Source organism: Neorhizobium sp. NCHU2750 (assembly GCF_003597675.1).
In the GTDB taxonomy this organism is placed as follows: domain Bacteria; phylum Pseudomonadota; class Alphaproteobacteria; order Rhizobiales; family Rhizobiaceae; genus Neorhizobium.
The window spans coordinates 4,147,735-4,165,232 of sequence record NZ_CP030827.1; the positions used below are offsets into that span (position 1 = coordinate 4,147,735).

Annotated in this window: 16 protein-coding genes; 6 read left to right on the forward strand and 10 right to left on the reverse strand. The window is 60.9% G+C overall.

Going from position 1 to position 17,498, the window contains the following annotated elements:
• Positions 1-4: 4 nt before the first annotated feature.
• Positions 5-403, reverse strand: coding sequence for a DUF1236 domain-containing protein (locus NCHU2750_RS19935; protein ID WP_119942453.1), 399 nt, complete (start codon positions 401-403; stop codon positions 5-7).
• A 299-nt stretch (positions 404-702) separates the two neighbouring features.
• On the opposite strand from NCHU2750_RS19935, the gene NCHU2750_RS19940 reads away from it, so the two are divergent.
• The 3 genes from NCHU2750_RS19940 (at position 703) to NCHU2750_RS19950 (ending at position 3,579) form a co-directional block, all read left to right on the forward strand.
• On the forward strand, positions 703-1,098 hold the full coding sequence (locus NCHU2750_RS19940) for a response regulator (protein ID WP_162939687.1): 396 nt from the start codon (positions 703-705) through the stop codon (positions 1,096-1,098).
• Positions 1,099-1,157: 59 nt separating this feature from the next.
• Positions 1,158-2,165 (forward strand): NAD-dependent epimerase/dehydratase family protein, encoded by a 1,008-nt coding sequence (locus NCHU2750_RS19945; RefSeq protein ID WP_119942457.1) that lies wholly within the window; start codon positions 1,158-1,160, stop codon positions 2,163-2,165.
• Positions 2,166-2,370: 205 nt separating this feature from the next.
• Positions 2,371-3,579, forward strand: a complete 1,209-nt coding sequence (locus NCHU2750_RS19950) for a glycosyltransferase family protein (RefSeq protein ID WP_119943592.1) — start codon at positions 2,371-2,373, stop codon at positions 3,577-3,579.
• Positions 3,580-3,583: 4 nt separating this feature from the next.
• On the opposite strand, the gene NCHU2750_RS19955 is transcribed toward NCHU2750_RS19950, so the two are convergent.
• Genes NCHU2750_RS19955 through NCHU2750_RS19980 form a run of 6 tightly spaced genes read right to left on the reverse strand, consistent with a single transcriptional unit; the run spans position 3,584 to position 12,025 of the window.
• Positions 3,584-4,726, reverse strand: a complete 1,143-nt coding sequence (locus NCHU2750_RS19955; protein WP_119942459.1) for a glycosyltransferase family protein — start codon at positions 4,724-4,726, stop codon at positions 3,584-3,586.
• Positions 4,723-6,027 carry a glycosyltransferase family 4 protein gene (locus tag NCHU2750_RS19960; protein ID WP_502703807.1) on the reverse strand — a complete coding sequence of 435 codons (1,305 nt, stop codon included), beginning with the start codon at positions 6,025-6,027 and terminating at the stop codon, positions 4,723-4,725. Before NCHU2750_RS19960 ends, NCHU2750_RS19955 begins: the two co-directional genes overlap by 4 nt.
• Positions 6,028-6,073: 46 nt before the next feature.
• Positions 6,074-7,249: an ABC transporter permease gene (locus NCHU2750_RS19965; protein WP_119942461.1), complete on the reverse strand. Its 1,176-nt coding sequence runs from the start codon at positions 7,247-7,249 to the stop codon at positions 6,074-6,076.
• Positions 7,246-8,244 carry an ABC transporter permease gene (locus NCHU2750_RS19970; RefSeq protein ID WP_119942463.1) on the reverse strand — a complete coding sequence of 333 codons (999 nt, stop codon included), beginning with the start codon at positions 8,242-8,244 and terminating at the stop codon, positions 7,246-7,248. Before NCHU2750_RS19970 ends, NCHU2750_RS19965 begins: the two co-directional genes overlap by 4 nt.
• Positions 8,241-10,145 carry an ABC transporter substrate-binding protein gene (locus NCHU2750_RS19975; RefSeq protein ID WP_119942465.1) on the reverse strand — a complete coding sequence of 635 codons (1,905 nt, stop codon included), beginning with the start codon at positions 10,143-10,145 and terminating at the stop codon, positions 8,241-8,243. Before NCHU2750_RS19975 ends, NCHU2750_RS19970 begins: the two co-directional genes overlap by 4 nt.
• Entirely contained in the window at positions 10,142-12,025 is a 1,884-nt protein-coding gene (locus NCHU2750_RS19980) for an ABC transporter ATP-binding protein (protein WP_119942467.1), read from the reverse strand. The genes NCHU2750_RS19975 and NCHU2750_RS19980 overlap by 4 nt, the downstream gene beginning before the upstream one ends.
• Before the next feature lie 204 nt (positions 12,026-12,229).
• On the opposite strand from NCHU2750_RS19980, the gene NCHU2750_RS19985 reads away from it, so the two are divergent.
• Positions 12,230-13,213 (forward strand): glycosyltransferase, encoded by a 984-nt coding sequence (locus tag NCHU2750_RS19985; RefSeq protein ID WP_119942469.1) that lies wholly within the window; start codon positions 12,230-12,232, stop codon positions 13,211-13,213.
• On the opposite strand, the gene NCHU2750_RS19990 is transcribed toward NCHU2750_RS19985, so the two are convergent.
• Positions 13,210-13,950, reverse strand: a complete 741-nt coding sequence (locus tag NCHU2750_RS19990; RefSeq protein ID WP_119942471.1) for a polysaccharide deacetylase family protein — start codon at positions 13,948-13,950, stop codon at positions 13,210-13,212. The two genes, NCHU2750_RS19985 and NCHU2750_RS19990, sit on opposite strands and share 4 nt — an antisense overlap.
• Positions 13,951-13,954: 4 nt before the next feature.
• Positions 13,955-15,043, reverse strand: coding sequence for a glycosyltransferase family 4 protein (locus NCHU2750_RS19995; protein WP_119942473.1), 1,089 nt, complete (start codon positions 15,041-15,043; stop codon positions 13,955-13,957).
• 109 nt (positions 15,044-15,152) lie between these two features.
• Between NCHU2750_RS19995 and NCHU2750_RS20000 the strand changes: the two genes are divergently transcribed.
• Positions 15,153-16,493 carry a nucleotide sugar dehydrogenase gene (locus NCHU2750_RS20000; protein WP_119942475.1) on the forward strand — a complete coding sequence of 447 codons (1,341 nt, stop codon included), beginning with the start codon at positions 15,153-15,155 and terminating at the stop codon, positions 16,491-16,493.
• Between the two features lie 13 nt (positions 16,494-16,506).
• Complete coding sequence (locus NCHU2750_RS20005; RefSeq protein WP_119942477.1) at positions 16,507-16,989, forward strand: class I SAM-dependent methyltransferase; 483 nt, start codon at positions 16,507-16,509, stop codon at positions 16,987-16,989.
• A gap of 32 nt (positions 16,990-17,021) precedes the next feature.
• Here the strand turns inward: NCHU2750_RS20005 and NCHU2750_RS20010 are convergent, their stop codons facing one another.
• Complete coding sequence (locus NCHU2750_RS20010; RefSeq protein WP_119942479.1) at positions 17,022-17,477, reverse strand: cyclic nucleotide-binding domain-containing protein; 456 nt, start codon at positions 17,475-17,477, stop codon at positions 17,022-17,024.
• Positions 17,478-17,498: the final 21 nt, after the last annotated feature.

Below are 17,498 nucleotides of genomic sequence, written 5' to 3' on the forward strand. Positions count from 1 at the left end.
CATCTTATCGGATGACCTGCACCACCGTATGGGTCTGCGGATCGACGATCACGCGCTGATTGTTGACGACGGTATAGGCATATTGGTCGTGGCTCGGGACAGGGGTCAGCACCACGGTATCGGGAACCGGCTTGCCGACGGCGATCGGCTGGTCGACAGTGACTGCGGTGGTCGGCACCGGCTGCTGTTCGACATAGGTGACGACCTCGCGCGGCGGCGGATCGATCGCCGTGCCGGCAATGGCACCAACGACGCCACCGACTGCGGCACCGACCGGACCACCGACGACGGCGCCGGTGACCGCACCACCGGCTGCACCAGTCACGGTGCTTTGTTGTGCGCTGGCCTGGCCGGCCAGAGCGAACGCTGCGGCAGCACAGGAAGCAAGAATGATCTTTTTCATGGTTCTTCTCCTCTTTTGACTTCCGGCGACAAAACCCGCCTTCCATCGAAACCGTTCCGCAGTCGATGTCACCTTTGGTTGTCGCTTGAAATATTTGGAGAGCCTGTTTCGAGGGGATTTCGGGTTTCCAAAAGCATCCCTCACCGATTTTTCCCGAGATGAACGACAACTCCTGGATGTTTGGCTCGGCCGCTCAAACGCTTAACCAAGAGGCGGAAAATTGGGCTCTTCCCATGCCCTGCCTATTGCCAAGCGGAGGCTGCAAACTATTTGCCCGATCAGAAATGGGAGAAAAGCCCGTGGAATACCGCTTTCTGATCGTCGAAGACAGCCTTCTCGTTGCCATGGATATTGAGGAGGCCGTCCAGCGTTGCGGCCATGACGTGGTTGGCATAGCGCCGGATATGAAAGTGGCGCTAAACTACACGAGGGAAACGGACATTGCCTTCGTCGACGTCCGTCTTGCCGATGGCGAGACCGGTCCTGAGATTGCCAGGGTTCTGGCGGAATACGGCATCGTCGTCATCATGATCACCGGCAATCCCGGTGTCGTCGCATCCGGCGTCAATGGGGTGCTCGGCGTCATGGCCAAACCCCTGACCGACCAGGCCTCCATGGACCTCATCCAGTTCGCCGTCGACCGCAAGAACGGCAAGCCCGGCATCCCGCCGGCGCGCCTGCGCCTCTTTCATTGATCCGTTGCTTCGCACCGCCTGAGCGAGTAAGTGATCCCGGTCATCAGGCGGAAGCAGACATGCGATTTTTTATTACCGGTACGGCGGGTTTCATCGGATTTCATCTGGCCCGCAAGCTTCTGCAGGATGGTCACGAGGTCCTGGGCTTCGATGGGATGACGCCCTATTACAGCCTGCGCCTGAAGGAAGCCCGCAATGCCGGCCTCATCCAGTTCCCGACCTTCCGTTTCGTTGAGGGCATGCTGGAAGACAAGGCGCTATTGAATGAGACGGTAACGGCCTTCAGGCCGGACGTCATCGTCCATCTGGCTGCCCAGGCCGGTGTTCGCTACAGCCTCGAAAATCCCAAGGCCTATCTGGATTCGAACCTCATCGGCTCCTGGAACATCCTCGAGATTGCTCGCGAAATCGGTGTCGGGCATCTGATGCTGGCCTCGACCTCTTCGGTCTATGGTGCAAACCCCGGCATTCCCTTCCGTGAGACAGACAAGGCCGATGAGCCGCTGACCTTCTATGCGGCCAGCAAGAAGGCGATGGAGGCGATGGCGCATAGCTACGCCCATCTCTACAAGGTGCCGACCACGGCCTTCCGCTTCTTCACCGTCTATGGTCCATGGGGTCGACCGGACATGGCACTGTTCAAGTTCGTCAAGGCGATGCTGGAAGATCGGGAAATCGAGATCTACGGCGAAGGCAAGATGAGCCGGGATTTCACCTATATCGATGATCTGGTCCAGTCTGTCATCGATCTCTCCACGATCGCACCCGCCGAAGTCAACCGCGTTGCGGACGTCGACACGCTCTCTGCCCAGGGCCCGTTCCGCATCGTCAATCTCGGCGGTGGACAGCCGGTCGGATTGCTGGATTTCGTCGAGGTCGTTGAAAAGACGATGGGCAAGCCTGCAAAACGCAAGATGCTGCCGATGCAGAAGGGCGACGTTCCGCGAACCTTCGCCAGCCCCGAGCTGCTTCTGGCCTTGACCGGCCGCAAGCCGGAAACAGGGCTTAATGAAGGCGTTGGCGCCTTTGTCCGCTGGTACCTGGAGCATCGCTCCGAAATCGACTGACAAGCCGTATTGGTTCGCGATGCGCTTCACATCTGGCGGAGCATGCTTGCCTATTGCGGATGACCGCACCAGATCAGCACGGTACGAACGTGCAAGACGTGTCGTCGCAATCGATTTATCGAACGGACCGTTCGGCTTGGATTCATTTTTGAAAGACTCTATGTTGCCGAGGAAGACGGATCATATGGTACCGAAGGTCAAAGGCATGTCAGAGGGTCTCAGAGATGCCCGTATCCTCATGTATAGCCATGATACTTTTGGGCTTGGCCATATTCGCCGCTGCATGACGATCGCCAATCATCTGGTCGAAACCTTCCAGGGCGCGCATGTGCTGATCATATCCGGTGCCACCATCGCCGGCGCTTTCGACTACCGCTCACGCGTCGACTACGTGAAGATCCCGAGCGTCATCAAGCTGCGCAACGGCGATTACACGTCGATGGACGAGCATATCAATCTGGAAGAAACGCTGGAAATGCGCCAGGCGATCATCCGCCAGACGGCGGAGAGCTTCCAGCCCGATATCTTTATCGTCGACAAGGAGCCGCTGGGTCTTCGCCGCGAGGTGGAGGATACGCTGGTCTATCTCAAGAGCCGCGGCACACTTCTCGTTCTCGGCCTGCGCGATGTCATGGACGCGCCGCATCTGCTCGATGCCGAATGGCGCCGCAACGATGTGATGGCCAAGATCGACCAGCTTTACGACAGCGTCTGGATCTACGGACCGCCGGATTTCTATGATCCGCTGACCGGACTGGACGTGCCGCCATCGCTGCGCCGGAAAATGAACTTTGTCGGCTTTCTTCAGCGGAAGGCCTGGACGAAAAAGATGCCGGCGACGAGCCGCAAGGGTGACTATGTCCTCGTTACCACCGGTGGCGGTGGAGACGGATACGACCTTGTTCGCGATGTCATAAACGCCTACCAGTCCGATCCGACGCTGACGGAGAGGGCACTGATCGTACTCGGCCCCTACATGCCCGGCGAGCAGCGCAACGAACTGATCGAGTCCGCCCGCCAGCATGACTGTCTCGAGGTCATCGAGTTCGATAATCGCATGGAAGACCTGATCAGCAACGCCAAGGCTATCGTCGCCATGGGCGGCTACAATACCTATTGCGAGATCCTGTCCTTCGACAAACCGGCGCTGATCGTGCCGCGCATGGTACCTCGCCAGGAACAGCTCATCCGCGCGATGCGAGCAACCGAACTCGGCCTTGTTGCCATGCTGCACCCGGATCATTCATCTGATGGGCCAAGATTGGCAGCCGCGATCAAGTCGCTTCTCATCCGCCAGCCGCCGTCCGTCACGGCGCCGCATCACAGGCTCGAAGGTCTGACGAACCTCTCTGCCATCGTCCGCGAATGGCTCGAAGGGCAGAAGCCGGACTATCTGTCGGTCGTCGAAAACTGAGCGACTAGCCGGCTCTTTCCAGTGCAAGGCGCAGCAGGCGGGCGGTTTCCTCTGCACCATCGGCCTTGAGGTCGATCGAAGCCGTGCGCGGATTGTCCAACAGTCTACTGACGCCTGCCGCCACGGATTCGGCCGTAATCGCGCTTTCCTCGATCATCTCCGCCAGACCAAGCGCCTTGAGCTTTTCCGCGCGCGCCGTCTGCTCCGTTTCGCCGCCTGTGGCGAACGGAATGAGCAGCGCACCGCAGCCTGCGCGCAGCACGTCGCAGACTGTGTTGTAACCCGCCTGCGAGATCGATAGCTCGGCGCTGCCGAGCAACTGGCGGAAATCGCTCCTGAACCGGAAGACATCCATCTCGGCATCGCTCCGGGCGGCGAGTGCGTCGAAGCTCGCCTGATCGAGATTGGGGCCGGTGATCACGCACCAGCGGCCGGGCGAAGCCATGAGACCCCGTGCCTCGACCGCTGCATTGAGAAGCTTGTGGCCGACAGCGCCACCGCCGGCAGAAACGATCACCCGGTACCGCTCCGCAGACGGCACCGGCACCGGCGGCGCCACGAGGCCGGTATAGAGGATCTTGTCGGCAATCTCGCCGGTGAGCGGAAACGTATCCTCGATCCGTGTCAGGGTTTGGTCGCCGTGGACGAGCACGCCGTGGAAATGCTCCTTCACCAGCGCAACGGTTTCCGCATCCCGGCCGGGCTTCTTGTTGACCTGCAGGATGTCACGGATCGAGGCGAACAGCAGCGGCCTCGGCTGCATGGCGCCTATCGCATCGAGAAGCGGCAGCAGTTCGAAGCGCATCTGCCGGCGGCCGAAGGGAAAGGCTTCGGTGATCACGATATCGGGTCTGGTCTCAGCAAGGATCGCAAGCAATTGCTCGACGCGCTGCCTTTCGCCGGCTTCATCCAGAGGCTGGCCATCGGCATCCTGCAATCCGGAAAATCCCTCCCGCGAGGTTACTTCCGGCAAGAGCCGCACATGCCGGATACCCGGACCCGGAAAGCCCGGAACCGGCAGTCCGCCGGTCACCATGGTCACCTCGAACCCGTCGGCCGCAAGCGCCGAGGCAACGAGGCTCGCGCGGGCGATATGGCCGATCCCGAGAAGATGCTGGACATAGAAGAGGACACGCGGCGAGCTCATGGGTGATGTCCTTCCTTTTTCCCCTGGCCCTGATAGGCCTCAGAAAAAAGCCTCTGCAGGTCATGGATACTGGTCTTGTGGTCGAAATGCCCTCGAACCTTCGCCTCGGCATTGCCGGCCATGCGATCGCGCTCCGAAGGATTGCGGATTGCCCTCTCGAGCGCCGCGGCAAGAGCCTGCGGATCTTCCGGTTCGACCAGAAGGCCGTTCTCATCGTTGACGAACAGCTCCGGAATGCCGGAAATCGTCGTCGAGATGCACAGCACCCGCTGACTTGCCGCCTCGACCAGCACGTTCGGCAGGCCGTCGCGGTCGCCATCCTTGCCGATCCGGCAGGGCAGGGCGAAAATGTCGGCCTCGCCGTAACGCTGCAGCACTTCCTTCTGCGACATGGCGCCGTGCCAGCGGACGCGCGCGCCGAGCCCCAGTTCTTCCGCGAGCGGCTTCAGCATCTTCAACTCGTCGCCGCCCCCCACATGGTCGAGCCGCCAATGGAGATCAGCGGGCAGCAGGGCGAGGGCCCTCAGAAGGATATCGAACCCCTTCTTCGGCACGGCCCGGCCCACCGCCAGGATCGAGACGGGGTCGTCGGCCCGTGATCCGTCCCGTTGCGCAGACGCGCGATCGGGCGGTGGAAAGCGGCTGAGATCCAGCCCGTGATAGCTCAGATGCACCTTGCCCGCATCGTCGGAGAGCGAGCGCAGGTGGTCCGCCCCGCCGCGCGTGCAGGTGACGGTCCAGTGCGCGTCGCCGAGCTTGTCACTGAGCTCCCAGGCAGGGCTCGTCCATATGTCCTTGGCATGGGCCGAAACCGTATAGGGGATGCCGAGCAGCTGCGAGGCGTAGCGGCCGACGGATGCGGGCGTGTGGATGAAATGCACATGCAGCCAGTCGGCGCCCTCCGGCCATTCGTGAGCGAGCACCAGCGCCTGCCCGAAGCGGCGGAAGCGGTTGCGGCTCAAATCGCGGCGAAGGTCGGCAAGAAAGGCTTTCGCGGTCGCCTTGAAGCTGGGCCTGCCCCACCAGTGCAACAGCGCCTTGGCAACGCGAACCGGCTCCTCGTGCAGGTATTCGGGAAGATAGTGGACCGGCGCCTCGATCTCGTCATGCACGGGATGCCGCTTCTTGTCGGTCGGCCGGCGCATCGACATCAGTTCGAGCCTGAAGCCGGCAAGTTCGAGACCACGCAATTCCTGTGCTATGAAGGTTTCCGACAGGCGTGGATAACCCTTCAGCAGCACGACCATCTTTTTCGGTATGTTCAAAGTCGATCCTATGCGGGCTGGCCGGCCGCAAGTCATGGTCGGCCGGTCAAACCATTATTCGCCGTGTCAAATCCGTGCAAGCTCAGTGATACGGGTCTGCCGCGTCACGCAACCCGTCTCCCAGGAAGTTGAAGGCGAGAATGACGAGGATGACCGGGATCACGGGAATGAGCAGCCAGGGATAGAGCGCCACCACATTCACCGTCCGCGCTTCCGTCAGGAGAACGCCCCAGCTGGTCACCGGTGGCCTCAGGCCGAGGCCGAGGAAGCTCAGCGTCGTTTCGCCAAGGATCATGCCGGGGATGGTCAGCGTGGCGCTGGCGATCAGATGCGACATGAAGCCGGGAATGAGATGCCGTCCGATGATCCGCCAGTGGCTTGCGCCCATCAATTGGGCGGCAAGCACATAGTCTTCCTCGCGTAGCGACAGCAGTTTGGAGCGTACCGCGCGTGCAAGCCCCGTCCAGTCGAGCATGCCGAGAATGAAGGTGATGCCGAGATAGATGACGAAGGGGCTCCAGTCGACCGGCATCACGGCTGCAAGCGCCAGCCAGAGCGGAATGCTCGGGATGGAGTGCAGCACTTCGATGATGCGCTGAACGATGAGATCGAACCAGCCACCCCAATAACCGGCAAGCCCGCCGATCAGGATGCCGAGGACGAAGCTGGTGGTAATGCCGAGCAGGCCGATGGTGAGCGAGATGCGGGCACCGTAGATAATGCGGGAAAGCACGTCACGGCCCAGCCGGTCTGTTCCAAGCAGGAACATCTGGCCGCCTTCGGCCGGGCAGACGAGATGGATATCTGCGGGGATGAAGCCCCAGAAGTGATAGCGATCCCCCTGGCAGAAGAAGCGCAGCCGCTCGACCCTGCTTTTATCCTCGGTATAGTCTCGCCGCAGGTTCTCCATGTCGAGCTTCATCGTCTGGCCATAGACGAAAGGACCGACAAAGGCGCCATCATGGAAAAAATGCACCGACTGCGGCGGCGAATAGATGCGATCCATGTTGCGGGTATGGAGATTATAGGGTGCCAGGAATTCGGCGATGATGATCGACAGATAGGCGGCGAGCAGGAATATGCCGGAAAACAGCGCCAGCCGGTGGCGCTGGAAGCGCCACCACATCAATTTGATCTGCGAGGCCTGCTTGGCGACCGGCGCTCCCTCGATCACCTTGTCGAAGGCATAGGGATCGAAGGGTTCCGGCGAGACATAGTGCGGCAGCGACTGTCCATCGGGCGGCAATTGCATGCTCATCGTGTCCTGCCCCCGTAAAGCCTGATGCGGGGATCAAACAGAGCCAGCGCGATGTCCGAGATCAGCATGCCGACCACCGTCAGAAGTGCGAGAAACATCAGGAACGATCCGGCGAGATACATGTCCTGTGTCTGCAGCGCCTTGATCAGCATCGGGCCGGTCGTTTCCAGCGAGAGGACGACAGCGGTGATTTCCGCGCCTGAAATGATCTGCGGCAGGATCGAGCCGATATCCGAGATGAAGAAATTCAACGACATGCGCAGCGGATACTTGATCAGCACCTTGAACGGATGCAGCCCCTTCGCCCGCGCCGTCATCACATATTGCTTGCGCAATTCGTCAAGCAGATTGGCCCTCAGCCGCCGCACCATACCGGCCGTGCCGGCCGTACCGATGATGATCACCGGGATCCAGAGATGTTCGAGGATCGACTTGAACTTCTCCCAGCTCATCGGCTGGTTGAGATATCTCTGGTCCATCAGGTGGCCGATCGAGGTGCCGAACCAGACATTGGCGAAATACATCAACACCAGTGCCAGAACGAAATTCGGCACCGCAAGGCCGATCAAGCCGAACAGTGTCAGCCCATAGTCGCCCCAGCTATACTGATGCGTCGCCGAATAGATACCGATCGGGAACGCCAGCAGCCATGTGACGATGATCGTCACGACAGAGACGAGGATGGTCAGCCATAGCCGGTCGCCGACGACATCCGACACCGGCAGCCGGTACTCGAACGAATAGCCGAAATCGCCCACCATCATCCCGCCGACCCAGTGGAGGTAGCGGATGGGCAGCGGCTTGTCGAAGCCATACTTGGCCCGCAACTCGTCGATTTCCTGCATGTCGGCCGTCTCGCCGATCGCCCGCATTTCCGCGACATAGCTTTCGAAATAGTCGCCCGGAGGCAGGTTGATGATGGTGAAGACCAGCATCGAGATCATCACCAGCGTCGGGATCATCACCGTGACCCGCCAGAGAATGTATCGGATCATGCCTGATCCTCCTTGTACCAGAAGGTATCGGGCATATAGACGCCGAGATAGGACGTGGGATCGTAACCGAACAGCCCGTTTTCGGGAATGTTCTGCAGTTTCGAAGACTTGACCAGAGGCTGCAGCGACTGGTTGACGATGCCGATCGTGAAGACCTGGCTGGTGAAGATCTCCAGCATCGAATGCCAGATCGCCTCGCGTTGCTCATAGGTGCCGGCGGTCTTCCATTTTTTCATCAGCTCAAGCAGCTCGATCGCTTCCGGCAGATCCGGCGGATGGCCGTCCGTACCGCCGGAGAGATAGTGAAGCCCCCAGACGGGCCATTGCAGCTGGTCGTCGAAGGTCGGCGCCAGTTCCTTCGGCGACATGTCGGCCGTCGGCACGCCATTGTCGAGACCCATCCAGATGCCCATCACGGTCTCGCCGCCGATCACCCGCTTGCGGAAGATTTCACGCTGCGACACGCGGGTGAAAATGGCGATGCCGATCTTCAGCCAATGGTCGGTAATCAGTTCCAGCACGTCACTTTCGAATGTGCTCTCACCGGCGCTTTCGATGATGATCTTGGCCACGCGCCCGTCCGGCAGCAGGCGCAGCCCGTCGTCATTGCGGTTGGCAAGCCCGGCCTCGTCGAGAAGCCTGTTGGCTTGGTCCACGTCGTGGCTTGCCCAGGCCTGTTCGTACTCTCGTTTGAACAGCGGGCTGTCGGGCAGAACGGAATTGCCGGCCTCGTGGGCAAGGCCGAAGAAGACCGCCTTGTTGATTTCCTGCCGGTTGATGCCGAGCGACAGCGCGCGCCGGACCCGGACATCCTGGAAGACCTTGCGCCAGACATCGTCCTTGCAGTTGAGATTGGGGATCAGCGCCACGCGCGATCCCTGGGTCCGCTTCCACAGGTCGACAGTGAGCGGGAAGCGCTTTTCCGCCGCCTTGAGGAACGTGTAGTCGGAAAAGTCCACATTGGCCATCTGCAGGTCGCTTTCACCCGAACCGGCCTTGGCGGCAATGAGATCCGGCGAGCTGACATCCAGCGTCATCTGGTCGATATAGGGCAGCTGCAGCCCGTTTTCGTCGACGCGGTGAAAATAGGCATTTCTCTTGAAGATGAACTGGCCGGACGGCGGCTTTGTCGTGTTGTACCAGGGATCCAGCGTCGGAAGGTCGGGATTTTCGGGCCTTACCGTTCGCGACATCAGCTTGTGCAGATCGTCCCAGTCTTCCACCCGATATTGCTTGATAAGCCGGGCAAGCTCTTCTGCACTCTGATATTTGGGATGAAACTGCTTCAGATATGCCGAGGGCATGGCGATGAGCAACGGCGTCGGACTTGCCAGCTGCGCAAGAAAGTCCGGATTGGGCTCCTCCCAGCTGTAGCGGACCGTCAGCGCGTCGACCATCTCGAAACGCGGGCCTTTGCCATTGACCCTGAGCTCCACCGGTATGCCGCCGCGGTGCAGATCGCGATTGTTCATCACGTCTTCCCAGGCGTAGCGGAAGTCTTCCGATGTCAGCGGCGAGCCGCTCGACCATTTGTGACCTTCGCGCAGTTTGAAGGTGAAGATCCGGTCGTCCTGTGCATCGAAGCTTTCCAGAATGTCCGCGTGAAGGTTGAGCTGCTCGTCATATCCGACCAGCCGCGAATAGCTGTTGATCGGCATCAGCCGGATATCGCGCTGCCCGCCGATCAGCATGCGCACGACACCGCCGTGCTGGCCAGCGGCGAGTTTCTTCGCACCGAGATTGACGACGCGCGGATTGCGCGGCAGGCGGCCAGAGATATCCGGCAGCTTGCCTTGCTTGATCTCCGCATCGAGCGAAGCCGCACCGGTAAAGGCGGCGCGCGCGTTGAGCGGAAGAAGCGAGCTGGCCATCAGGCCGAGAATGGTCCGACGTTTGATCACGGCCGCAACTCCCGCAGGTCCGCCTGTGGCTTTGCGAGCACGAGATGACCGTGGCCCAGATCGATCTGCGTCAGCCTCTCTCCACCCTCGTCCTGAACGAAGACCGAATGCCAGTTCTGGGTCGGCTTTCGCGGAATTTCCAAGGCATCGAGATCGAGCGGACGGTCGAGATCCGGAATGGGCACGGCGGCGATCAGGCGTTTGGTATAGGGGTGGACCGGGTTGCGCATGATCACCTCGCAGGGGCCGATCTCGACAATCCTGCCCGCATACATCACCGCCACTCGATCGGCCATGTAGTTCACCACGGCCAGATTATGGGAAATGAACAGGTAGGTCAGCCCGAGATCCTGCTTCAGGTCCTTCAGAAGATTGAGGATCTGCGCCTGGATCGAGACATCGAGTGCCGAAACCGGTTCGTCGCAGATCATCAGTTCCGGGCCGAGCGCCAGCGCCCTTGCAATGCCGATGCGCTGCCTCTGTCCGCCGGAAAAACTGTGCGGGTAACGGCTGAGCGCACTGTCGTCGAGCCCGATCGTCCGCAACAGCCGCCTGACCGCATCAAGCCGCGTGCTGCGCGACCCGCGCCCGTGAATTTCCAGCCCTTCGCCGATGATCTCCCTGACCGTCATGCGCGGTGAAAGCGACGAGATCGGATCCTGGAACACCATCTGGATCCGCTGCCGCAGCATGTCGAGCTCGTCGCTGTCGGCGGAGAGTACGTCGACCGGCCCCTTTTCGCTCTCGAAGATGACCGACCCCGTATCGGCCGTCAGGCCGCGCATCAGGATCTTGCTGAGCGTGGTCTTGCCGCAGCCGCTTTCCCCGACGAGACCCAGGCTCTCGCCGCGGCGGATGTCGAAGCTCACATCGTCGACGGCAAGCGTCACATTGCTGTCGTGGCTACCGAGCTTGCGCTTCTTGGCCTTGAACGTCTTGCTGATGTTGTTCACCCTGAGGATGACCGATGGGCCGCCGGTATTGACGGTGCAGGTTTCCATCAGGCTCGCCGTGTCCACCTCGATTTCCCGCAGCGGTTTCAAGCGCTGGCCGCGTGCCATCTCGAAGGTCGGTATCGCCGAGATCAAGCCCTTCGGGTAGGGATGCACCGGCCTGCGGAATATGTCGTCCACCGTTCCCGCTTCCATAACCTCGCCGCGATAGGCGACGACCACCTCGTCTGCGAGATTGGTGACGATGCCGAGATCATGGGTGATCAGCAGCATCGCCATGTTGAAGCGTGATTGTAGGTCCCTCAGAAGCTTGAGGATCTGCGCCTGTATCGTCACGTCGAGTGCGGTTGTCGGCTCGTCGGCAATCAGCAGCGCCGGCCGGCAGACCAGCGCCATGGCGATCATCGCCCTCTGCCGCATGCCGCCCGACAGCTCGAAAGGATACATGCCGTGAACCTTCGCGGTGTCCTTGAAACCGACCAGCGACAGCGTCTCATGGATGCGTTCGCGTTGTTCGGCAGGCGAGGATGCGTCATGGATCCGCAAAGCCTCGTCGATCTGGTTGCCGATCGTGTGGAGCGGCGACAAAGAGGTCATCGGCTCCTGGAAGATCATGCCGATCCGGTTGCCACGAATGGCACGGATTTGCCTGCCGTCCTGCGGCAGCGTCAAGAGATCGACAGGTCCGTCATCCGATCGCGGATCATTGAACAGGACACGGCCCTGGGTCAAGGCGATCGGGCTTTCGATCCCGACGACCGTGCGGCCGATGACCGATTTTCCCGAGCCCGATTCGCCCACAAGAGCCGTCACCTTGCCGGGCTTGATCCGCATGCTGAGGTTCTTGACCGCTTGGATCTTGCCGCCGAATACCGGAAAGCTGACGCTCAGGTTTTCGATCCTCAGAAGGTCCGGCGTCAAGGTCATCAGGCAGCATTCCTCATGCGTAGGGCGCGCAGGTGCGCTCCCGTCAGGTCGATTCGGCCGGTATATTTTCTGCGCATGACAACAAAAACAAATTTGCCGGGATGCATCTCTTCGCACCTGAGAGTTGACGCTGGAACAAAATTGAGCCTAGCGCAGAGCAAGGATGATAGTCCATGGAATATCAAGGTTGCTGGAGCGCTGGTGATGAATAACGAACGAGACTACAAAAAGATGCTGCGCGAGGCGAGGAAGCTGATCCGGTCGGGCCGGATGGAAGAGGCACGCGAGCGGCTGCATCTGATCGAGGCGGAGGATCTTGGCCGGGCTGATTCGGTAACGTCGCTCGGCCTGCCGCGCCGGGTGCAATCCGCGCGGTTGAAGCTGGCAAAGGCCGAGGGCGATCCGGTCCGCAAGATTGCCTATCAGTTCCATCTCGTTCCACCGCCCGAAAAGCTGGCGCGCTACGCCGCTTTTTCCGCAGATGAGCGGCAGAGGATGGTCGCCCTGTCGCGCATCGATATTCCCCGCTGCATCCATCAGATATGGCTCGGTTCAAAACCTGTTCCTTCGACCGTAGCTGCCTGGGCCGACCATGCCGCCGCCCATGGCTACGGCTATAGGCTGTGGCGGGAGGCCGATCTTGCTCAATCCGGCTATGATCGTCATCCGTCGCTACATCACATGCTTGACGAGGGAGACATTCCCGGCGCGGTCGATGTCGCCCGTTATATGATCCTGCGCGACCTCGGCGGCATCTATCTCGATTGTGACTGGTATCCTGCCCGCAGCACCAGGACCTTTCACGATATCCTGCCGCTGACAGGCCTTGCCGTGTTCGCCGAGGACATTCCGCGCAATACCGGGGTTGGCGGCACGCTGCTGGCAAACTCCTTCATCGCCACGCCGCCCGGCAATCCGGTCCTGGCGAAATTGTGTGACGTGCTGCCCGAGGTCATCGCCGAGCTCGGCGATGCGCCCGCCTGGTGGTCGACCGGGCCGTTAATCCTGACCGTTCTCGCTCGCTCGGGCCCGATCAGCCTTGCAGATGCAGGTCTGGTTGCCGCCTCGATGTCCGCAGGAACCCGGCTGGATGAAGTCAAGGATCTCGCCGCCTCGCTGGAAGAAGCGGATGCGCCGAGCCTGTTGATCGCCTGGAAGCCGTGGGCTGTGCCGTCACAGGACGGCTAGGTTCGTTCCATCAGCGTTTTGACCGCAACCCAGCAGCAGGCGGGGTGCCCTGCGGTCAAGGCAAGGAAATCGTCGAGAAACGCCCAGGCGGCATCGTCATGCACCAGATGATGGGTCAGGATACCGAGGCTCGTCTCGGGCGCATCGCCGCCGGAAAGGCGCGCGGCGGCCTCGGCGTAAAGCACATCGGCCGCGCGTCCACCCCGACTCCCCTTCCAGTCGATAATGTCGACATGGGTATTGACCATCGGCAGCGGCGCTCCGGTCCGCTCCGGTCCGAAGACCGACAGGGCTTCATAGCCGAGATCGGCGAGCCGGCCGATAAGCGCAGGGGCGATCCGGTTCCATGGCGGCACCAGAAGCGGGATGGCCCGCGCGCCGAACATGTGGCGGATGCGGATGATCCCTTCTGCCAGCAGTTCGAGCACGGCGTCTTCTCCGCGGTGCAGGCCGAGTTCCTGTTTTTTCTCGGTGGTGGGTGCGTAATTCGTATGGTCCCAGCCATGCACGGCAATGCTGATCGCCATCATCTCGCTTACAAGCGCGGCAAGTGCAGGCGTGGCATGCGCCGGGATGGCCGCAATCGTCATCGGCACATCCCACGCGGCAGAGAGGCCCAGCAGACGGGACAGAAGCTCCGTCGGCTCGATCGCATCGTCGTCCCGCAGCCAGATCTCGGCGGTTCGCCCTGCCTCGGCATAGCGGTCGAGTTGCGCGATGAATTGGTTTCGGCTCATCCTGTCATCTCACATAGGTATTGAAGATGGTGTCGAGCCTGCGCGCGGCTCCCGCGATCGATCGTTCCTCTACCACAAACGTCCGGGCTTGCTGGCCGAGCCGTGTCCGCAACGCGTCGTCGTTCATCAGGTGGACGATGGCCTCTGCATAGGCGGTGCGATCGCCGAACGGCGTCAAAAGGCCGGTGCGATTATGTTCCACGACTTCGGGAACCCCGGCATTCGCCTCGGCCATCACCGGCAATCCGCAAGCCTGGGCTTCGAGATAGGAAAGCCCGTAGGCTTCGTTGATGCCCGGCCAGAGAAAAATGGACCGCCCGTCCAGAACCTGCCCGATTTCCTGCTGCGGCAAGCCCCCCAGCCACTCAATGCGCTTTGTCCCCAACGGTTCGAAGGCTGCTCGTACCTCCTCCCGGCACTCGCCGTCTCCCGCAATCGTCAGCGTCCAGGGCAGGTGGGCAATCAGGCCGAGACTTTCGGCAAGAGCCCTGTAATTGGCGAGCTTGTTTCCCGGTCGCATCATGGCAACCGTCACCAGCCTTGCGGGCTCAGGCGAAGGTGAGAATGAAAGATAGGGCGTGCAGTCGATGAAGGGCGCGATCCGCGTGAGCCGCGCGTTGGGCATCACATCGCGCAGGCCGCTTTCGTCCCGCTCCGTGAAGCAGAGATTGACCGCTGCCGCCATCACCGTTTCCAGCACCATATCCTGCGAAAGCTTCCATGTGCCGATATTGCGCCGGTGGGAATAGGACGCCTCGGCATTGATCAGCGGGATGCCGAAATGCCGGGCAACCGACGGCCCGATGAGGTCCGGCGCCTTGTAATAGGGATGATAGGTGAACCAGAGGCCGGGCGCCGAGATACCGGAATGTTCGGTGATCAGCCGCGAGATCTCGCGCTCCGCTTCGGCCTTGTTCTCCTGAAGAAACGCATCCATGTCGGGCGTGCGCATGAAGCTGCGCATCTCGGACGCAACGACAACCTCATGCCCGAGGCTCTCGAATACCCGCAAAAGCAGCCGCGCCATCAGCCGGTCGCCCGACGGGACCGCATGGCTGGGAGATTTGAGCGGAGAATAGAAGAGGATTTTCATAGGCCTGGCATCACGTAGGGTGCATCATCTCCCCGTGAAGAACTCTTGACACGTCGGCGCTTCTCTCACAACTGTCGGGCACTGCCTCACCGCAAGGATTTCTCCCATCATGACCGTTACTTCACTCTCCTCGGCGCTCCACGCGAAGATTACCGCACGCACGGCGAAAGCCGGCGTTGTTGGACTGGGCTATGTCGGGCTGCCGCTGGCGATGGCGTTTGCCAGGGCAGGTTTCACGGTGACCGGCTTCGATATCGATCCCTCGAAGATAACCCATATCGACCAGCGCGAAAGCTATATCGAAGCTGTGCCGACTGAGGTTCTGCGCGATGAATGTGAGGCCGGACGCTTTTCCGCGACCTGTGATTTTACCCGCCTGGCCGACTGCGACATCGTGGCGATCTGCGTGCCGACCCCGCTGACGGCGCATCGCGACCCTGACCTGTCCTACGTGGCCAGGACTGCCGAGGCGATCGCAAAGACCCTGAGGCAGGGGCAGTTGATCGTGCTGGAATCGACCACCTATCCCGGCACCACCGATGAGGTGGTCAAGCCGATCCTCGAAAAGGCCGGCCTCAAGTCGGGACGCGATTTCTTCCTCGGCTATTCTCCCGAGCGCGAGGATCCCGGCAATCGCCAGTTCCATACCGCAACCATTCCAAAGGTCGTTGCGGGCGATGGAGAAGATGCCGCGAGCCTGATGCAGGCCTTCTACGGGGCCACCGTCTCGACCGTCGTCCCCGTTTCCACCACGGCGACAGCGGAAGCCGTCAAGCTGACGGAGAACATTTTCCGCGCCGTCAACATCGCTCTGGTGAACGAGCTGAAGCTCGTCTACGACGCCATGGGCATCGATGTCTGGGAAGTCATCGATGCGGCCAAGTCCAAGCCCTTCGGCTATATGCCCTTTTATCCGGGCCCTGGTCTCGGTGGCCACTGTATCCCGATCGATCCCTTCTACCTGACCTGGAAGTCGCGTGAATTCGAGACGCCGACCCGGTTCATCGAACTTGCCGGCGAAATCAACACGGCCATGCCCCATCATGTGGTCAACCGGCTGGCCGAAGCGCTCGATATCCGGTGTGGCAAGGCGCTCAGCCGCTCCAAAGTCCTGCTGGTCGGCCTTGCCTACAAGAAGAACGTGCCGGACATCCGCGAAAGCCCGTCGCTGCGGTTGATGGAACTGATCGAGCGTCGGGGCGCCTCAGCCGCCTATTTCGATCCCTTCGTGCCGGAAATCCCGTCGACGCGCGAATATGCGGACTTGAAGGGGCGTCGCTCCATCGACTGGAGCGAGGAGGCCGTTGCGTCCTACGACGCCGTCGTCATCGCCACCGATCACGACGATGTCGATTACGCTGCCATATCCCGCCTGTCGCCGCTAATCGTCGACACCCGCAACGTCTTTGCCCGCAAGGGCATTGCCTCCAAAGCCATCGTCAAGGCATAGAAACGGAAAAGATATGAGCCGGCTCGACGGATTCATCAATCGCATGGTCGCCCAGCGCGATATCCTCAATCACGTGGCGCATGATCTCGGCCTGCCCGCGGAAGGGGCGGTACTTGAGGTCGGCCTCGGCAACGGGCGCACCTACAGCCACCTGCGCGAACTGTTTCCCGATCGCAGGATCGTAACGTTCGACAGGGCCATGAATGCGCATAGCAGCTCGGCGCCGAGCCCGGAAGATTTCGTGGCGGGAGAGATCGACGAGACCGGAAAGCTGTTTGCCGGAAGCGGTGCGGCATTGGTCCACGCCGATATCGGCACCGGTTACCCGGACAAGGATGCGATCACCCTCAGCTGGCTGCCGGATATGGTCGTATCCATGCTGCGCACCGGTGGCTATGCCGTCAGCGGTCTGCCGCTCGTCCATGCGCAGCTGGAAGAAGTTCCGCGCCTTCCCACGATCAGGGAAGGCCGCTACTTCACATACAGGAAGCTGTAAGCCCGGGAAGATTTAGGCCGAGGAGTGACGCGTCAGGCCTTTTGCAGGGCGCGCACCTGATCAAGCTCGGAAGAGGTGAGGCGAAGCCGTTCGGCCAGCGCTCTCGTCACCTTCATGGTCATGCCGGGGCAATCGTCCATGATCCGGAACAGATAGTCCTTGTTGATCTTCAGCGCCTCCACCAGACCGGCCGCCTTGACGGTCGAACTGCGAGGACCGTCGCAGAGGATCGATATGTCGCCGACGATGGAATTCGCGCCGCGCTCGCTCACCTTGACCGGACCGTCCGATGTATTGACGAGAAAGTCTACGCTGCCGCTCAGGATGAAATAGGCGGAATCTCCGCTATCACCCTCGGTGAACAGCCTCTGTCCTGCCTTGAAGGTCACGCGCTCGGATGCAAAGGCAAGCAGCTTGAGTTTGCACGTGTCGACCTCCGCAAAATACGGAAGCTTCCGTAACAGCTGGACTTCATCACATAGCAACATCGCTCTTACCGCCTTTCCTGC

Bases quoted from the DNA above. Each gene is read 5' to 3' on its own strand.
- NCHU2750_RS19965 (WP_119942461.1), bottom strand. From the start codon at position 7,249: ATGAGCATGCAATTGCCGCCCGATGGACAGTCGCTGCCGCACTATGTC.
- NCHU2750_RS19955 (WP_119942459.1), bottom strand. From the start codon at position 4,726: ATGAGCTCGCCGCGTGTCCTCTTCTATGTCCAGCATCTTCTCGGGATC.
- NCHU2750_RS19990 (WP_119942471.1), bottom strand. From the start codon at position 13,950: ATGAGCCGAAACCAATTCATCGCGCAACTCGACCGCTATGCCGAGGCA.
- NCHU2750_RS20000 (WP_119942475.1), top strand. From the start codon at position 15,153: ATGACCGTTACTTCACTCTCCTCGGCGCTCCACGCGAAGATTACCGCA.
- NCHU2750_RS19960 (WP_502703807.1), bottom strand. From the start codon at position 6,027: ATGACTTGCGGCCGGCCAGCCCGCATAGGATCGACTTTGAACATACCG.
- NCHU2750_RS19985 (WP_119942469.1), top strand. From the start codon at position 12,230: ATGAATAACGAACGAGACTACAAAAAGATGCTGCGCGAGGCGAGGAAG.
- NCHU2750_RS20005 (WP_119942477.1), top strand. From the start codon at position 16,507: ATGAGCCGGCTCGACGGATTCATCAATCGCATGGTCGCCCAGCGCGAT.
- NCHU2750_RS19945 (WP_119942457.1), top strand. From the start codon at position 1,158: ATGCGATTTTTTATTACCGGTACGGCGGGTTTCATCGGATTTCATCTG.
- NCHU2750_RS20010 (WP_119942479.1), bottom strand. From the start codon at position 17,477: ATGTTGCTATGTGATGAAGTCCAGCTGTTACGGAAGCTTCCGTATTTT.
- NCHU2750_RS19995 (WP_119942473.1), bottom strand. From the start codon at position 15,043: ATGAAAATCCTCTTCTATTCTCCGCTCAAATCTCCCAGCCATGCGGTC.
- NCHU2750_RS19935 (WP_119942453.1), bottom strand. From the start codon at position 403: ATGAAAAAGATCATTCTTGCTTCCTGTGCTGCCGCAGCGTTCGCTCTG.
- NCHU2750_RS19950 (WP_119943592.1), top strand. From the start codon at position 2,371: ATGTCAGAGGGTCTCAGAGATGCCCGTATCCTCATGTATAGCCATGAT.
- NCHU2750_RS19980 (WP_119942467.1), bottom strand. From the start codon at position 12,025: ATGACCTTGACGCCGGACCTTCTGAGGATCGAAAACCTGAGCGTCAGC.
- NCHU2750_RS19970 (WP_119942463.1), bottom strand. From the start codon at position 8,244: ATGATCCGATACATTCTCTGGCGGGTCACGGTGATGATCCCGACGCTG.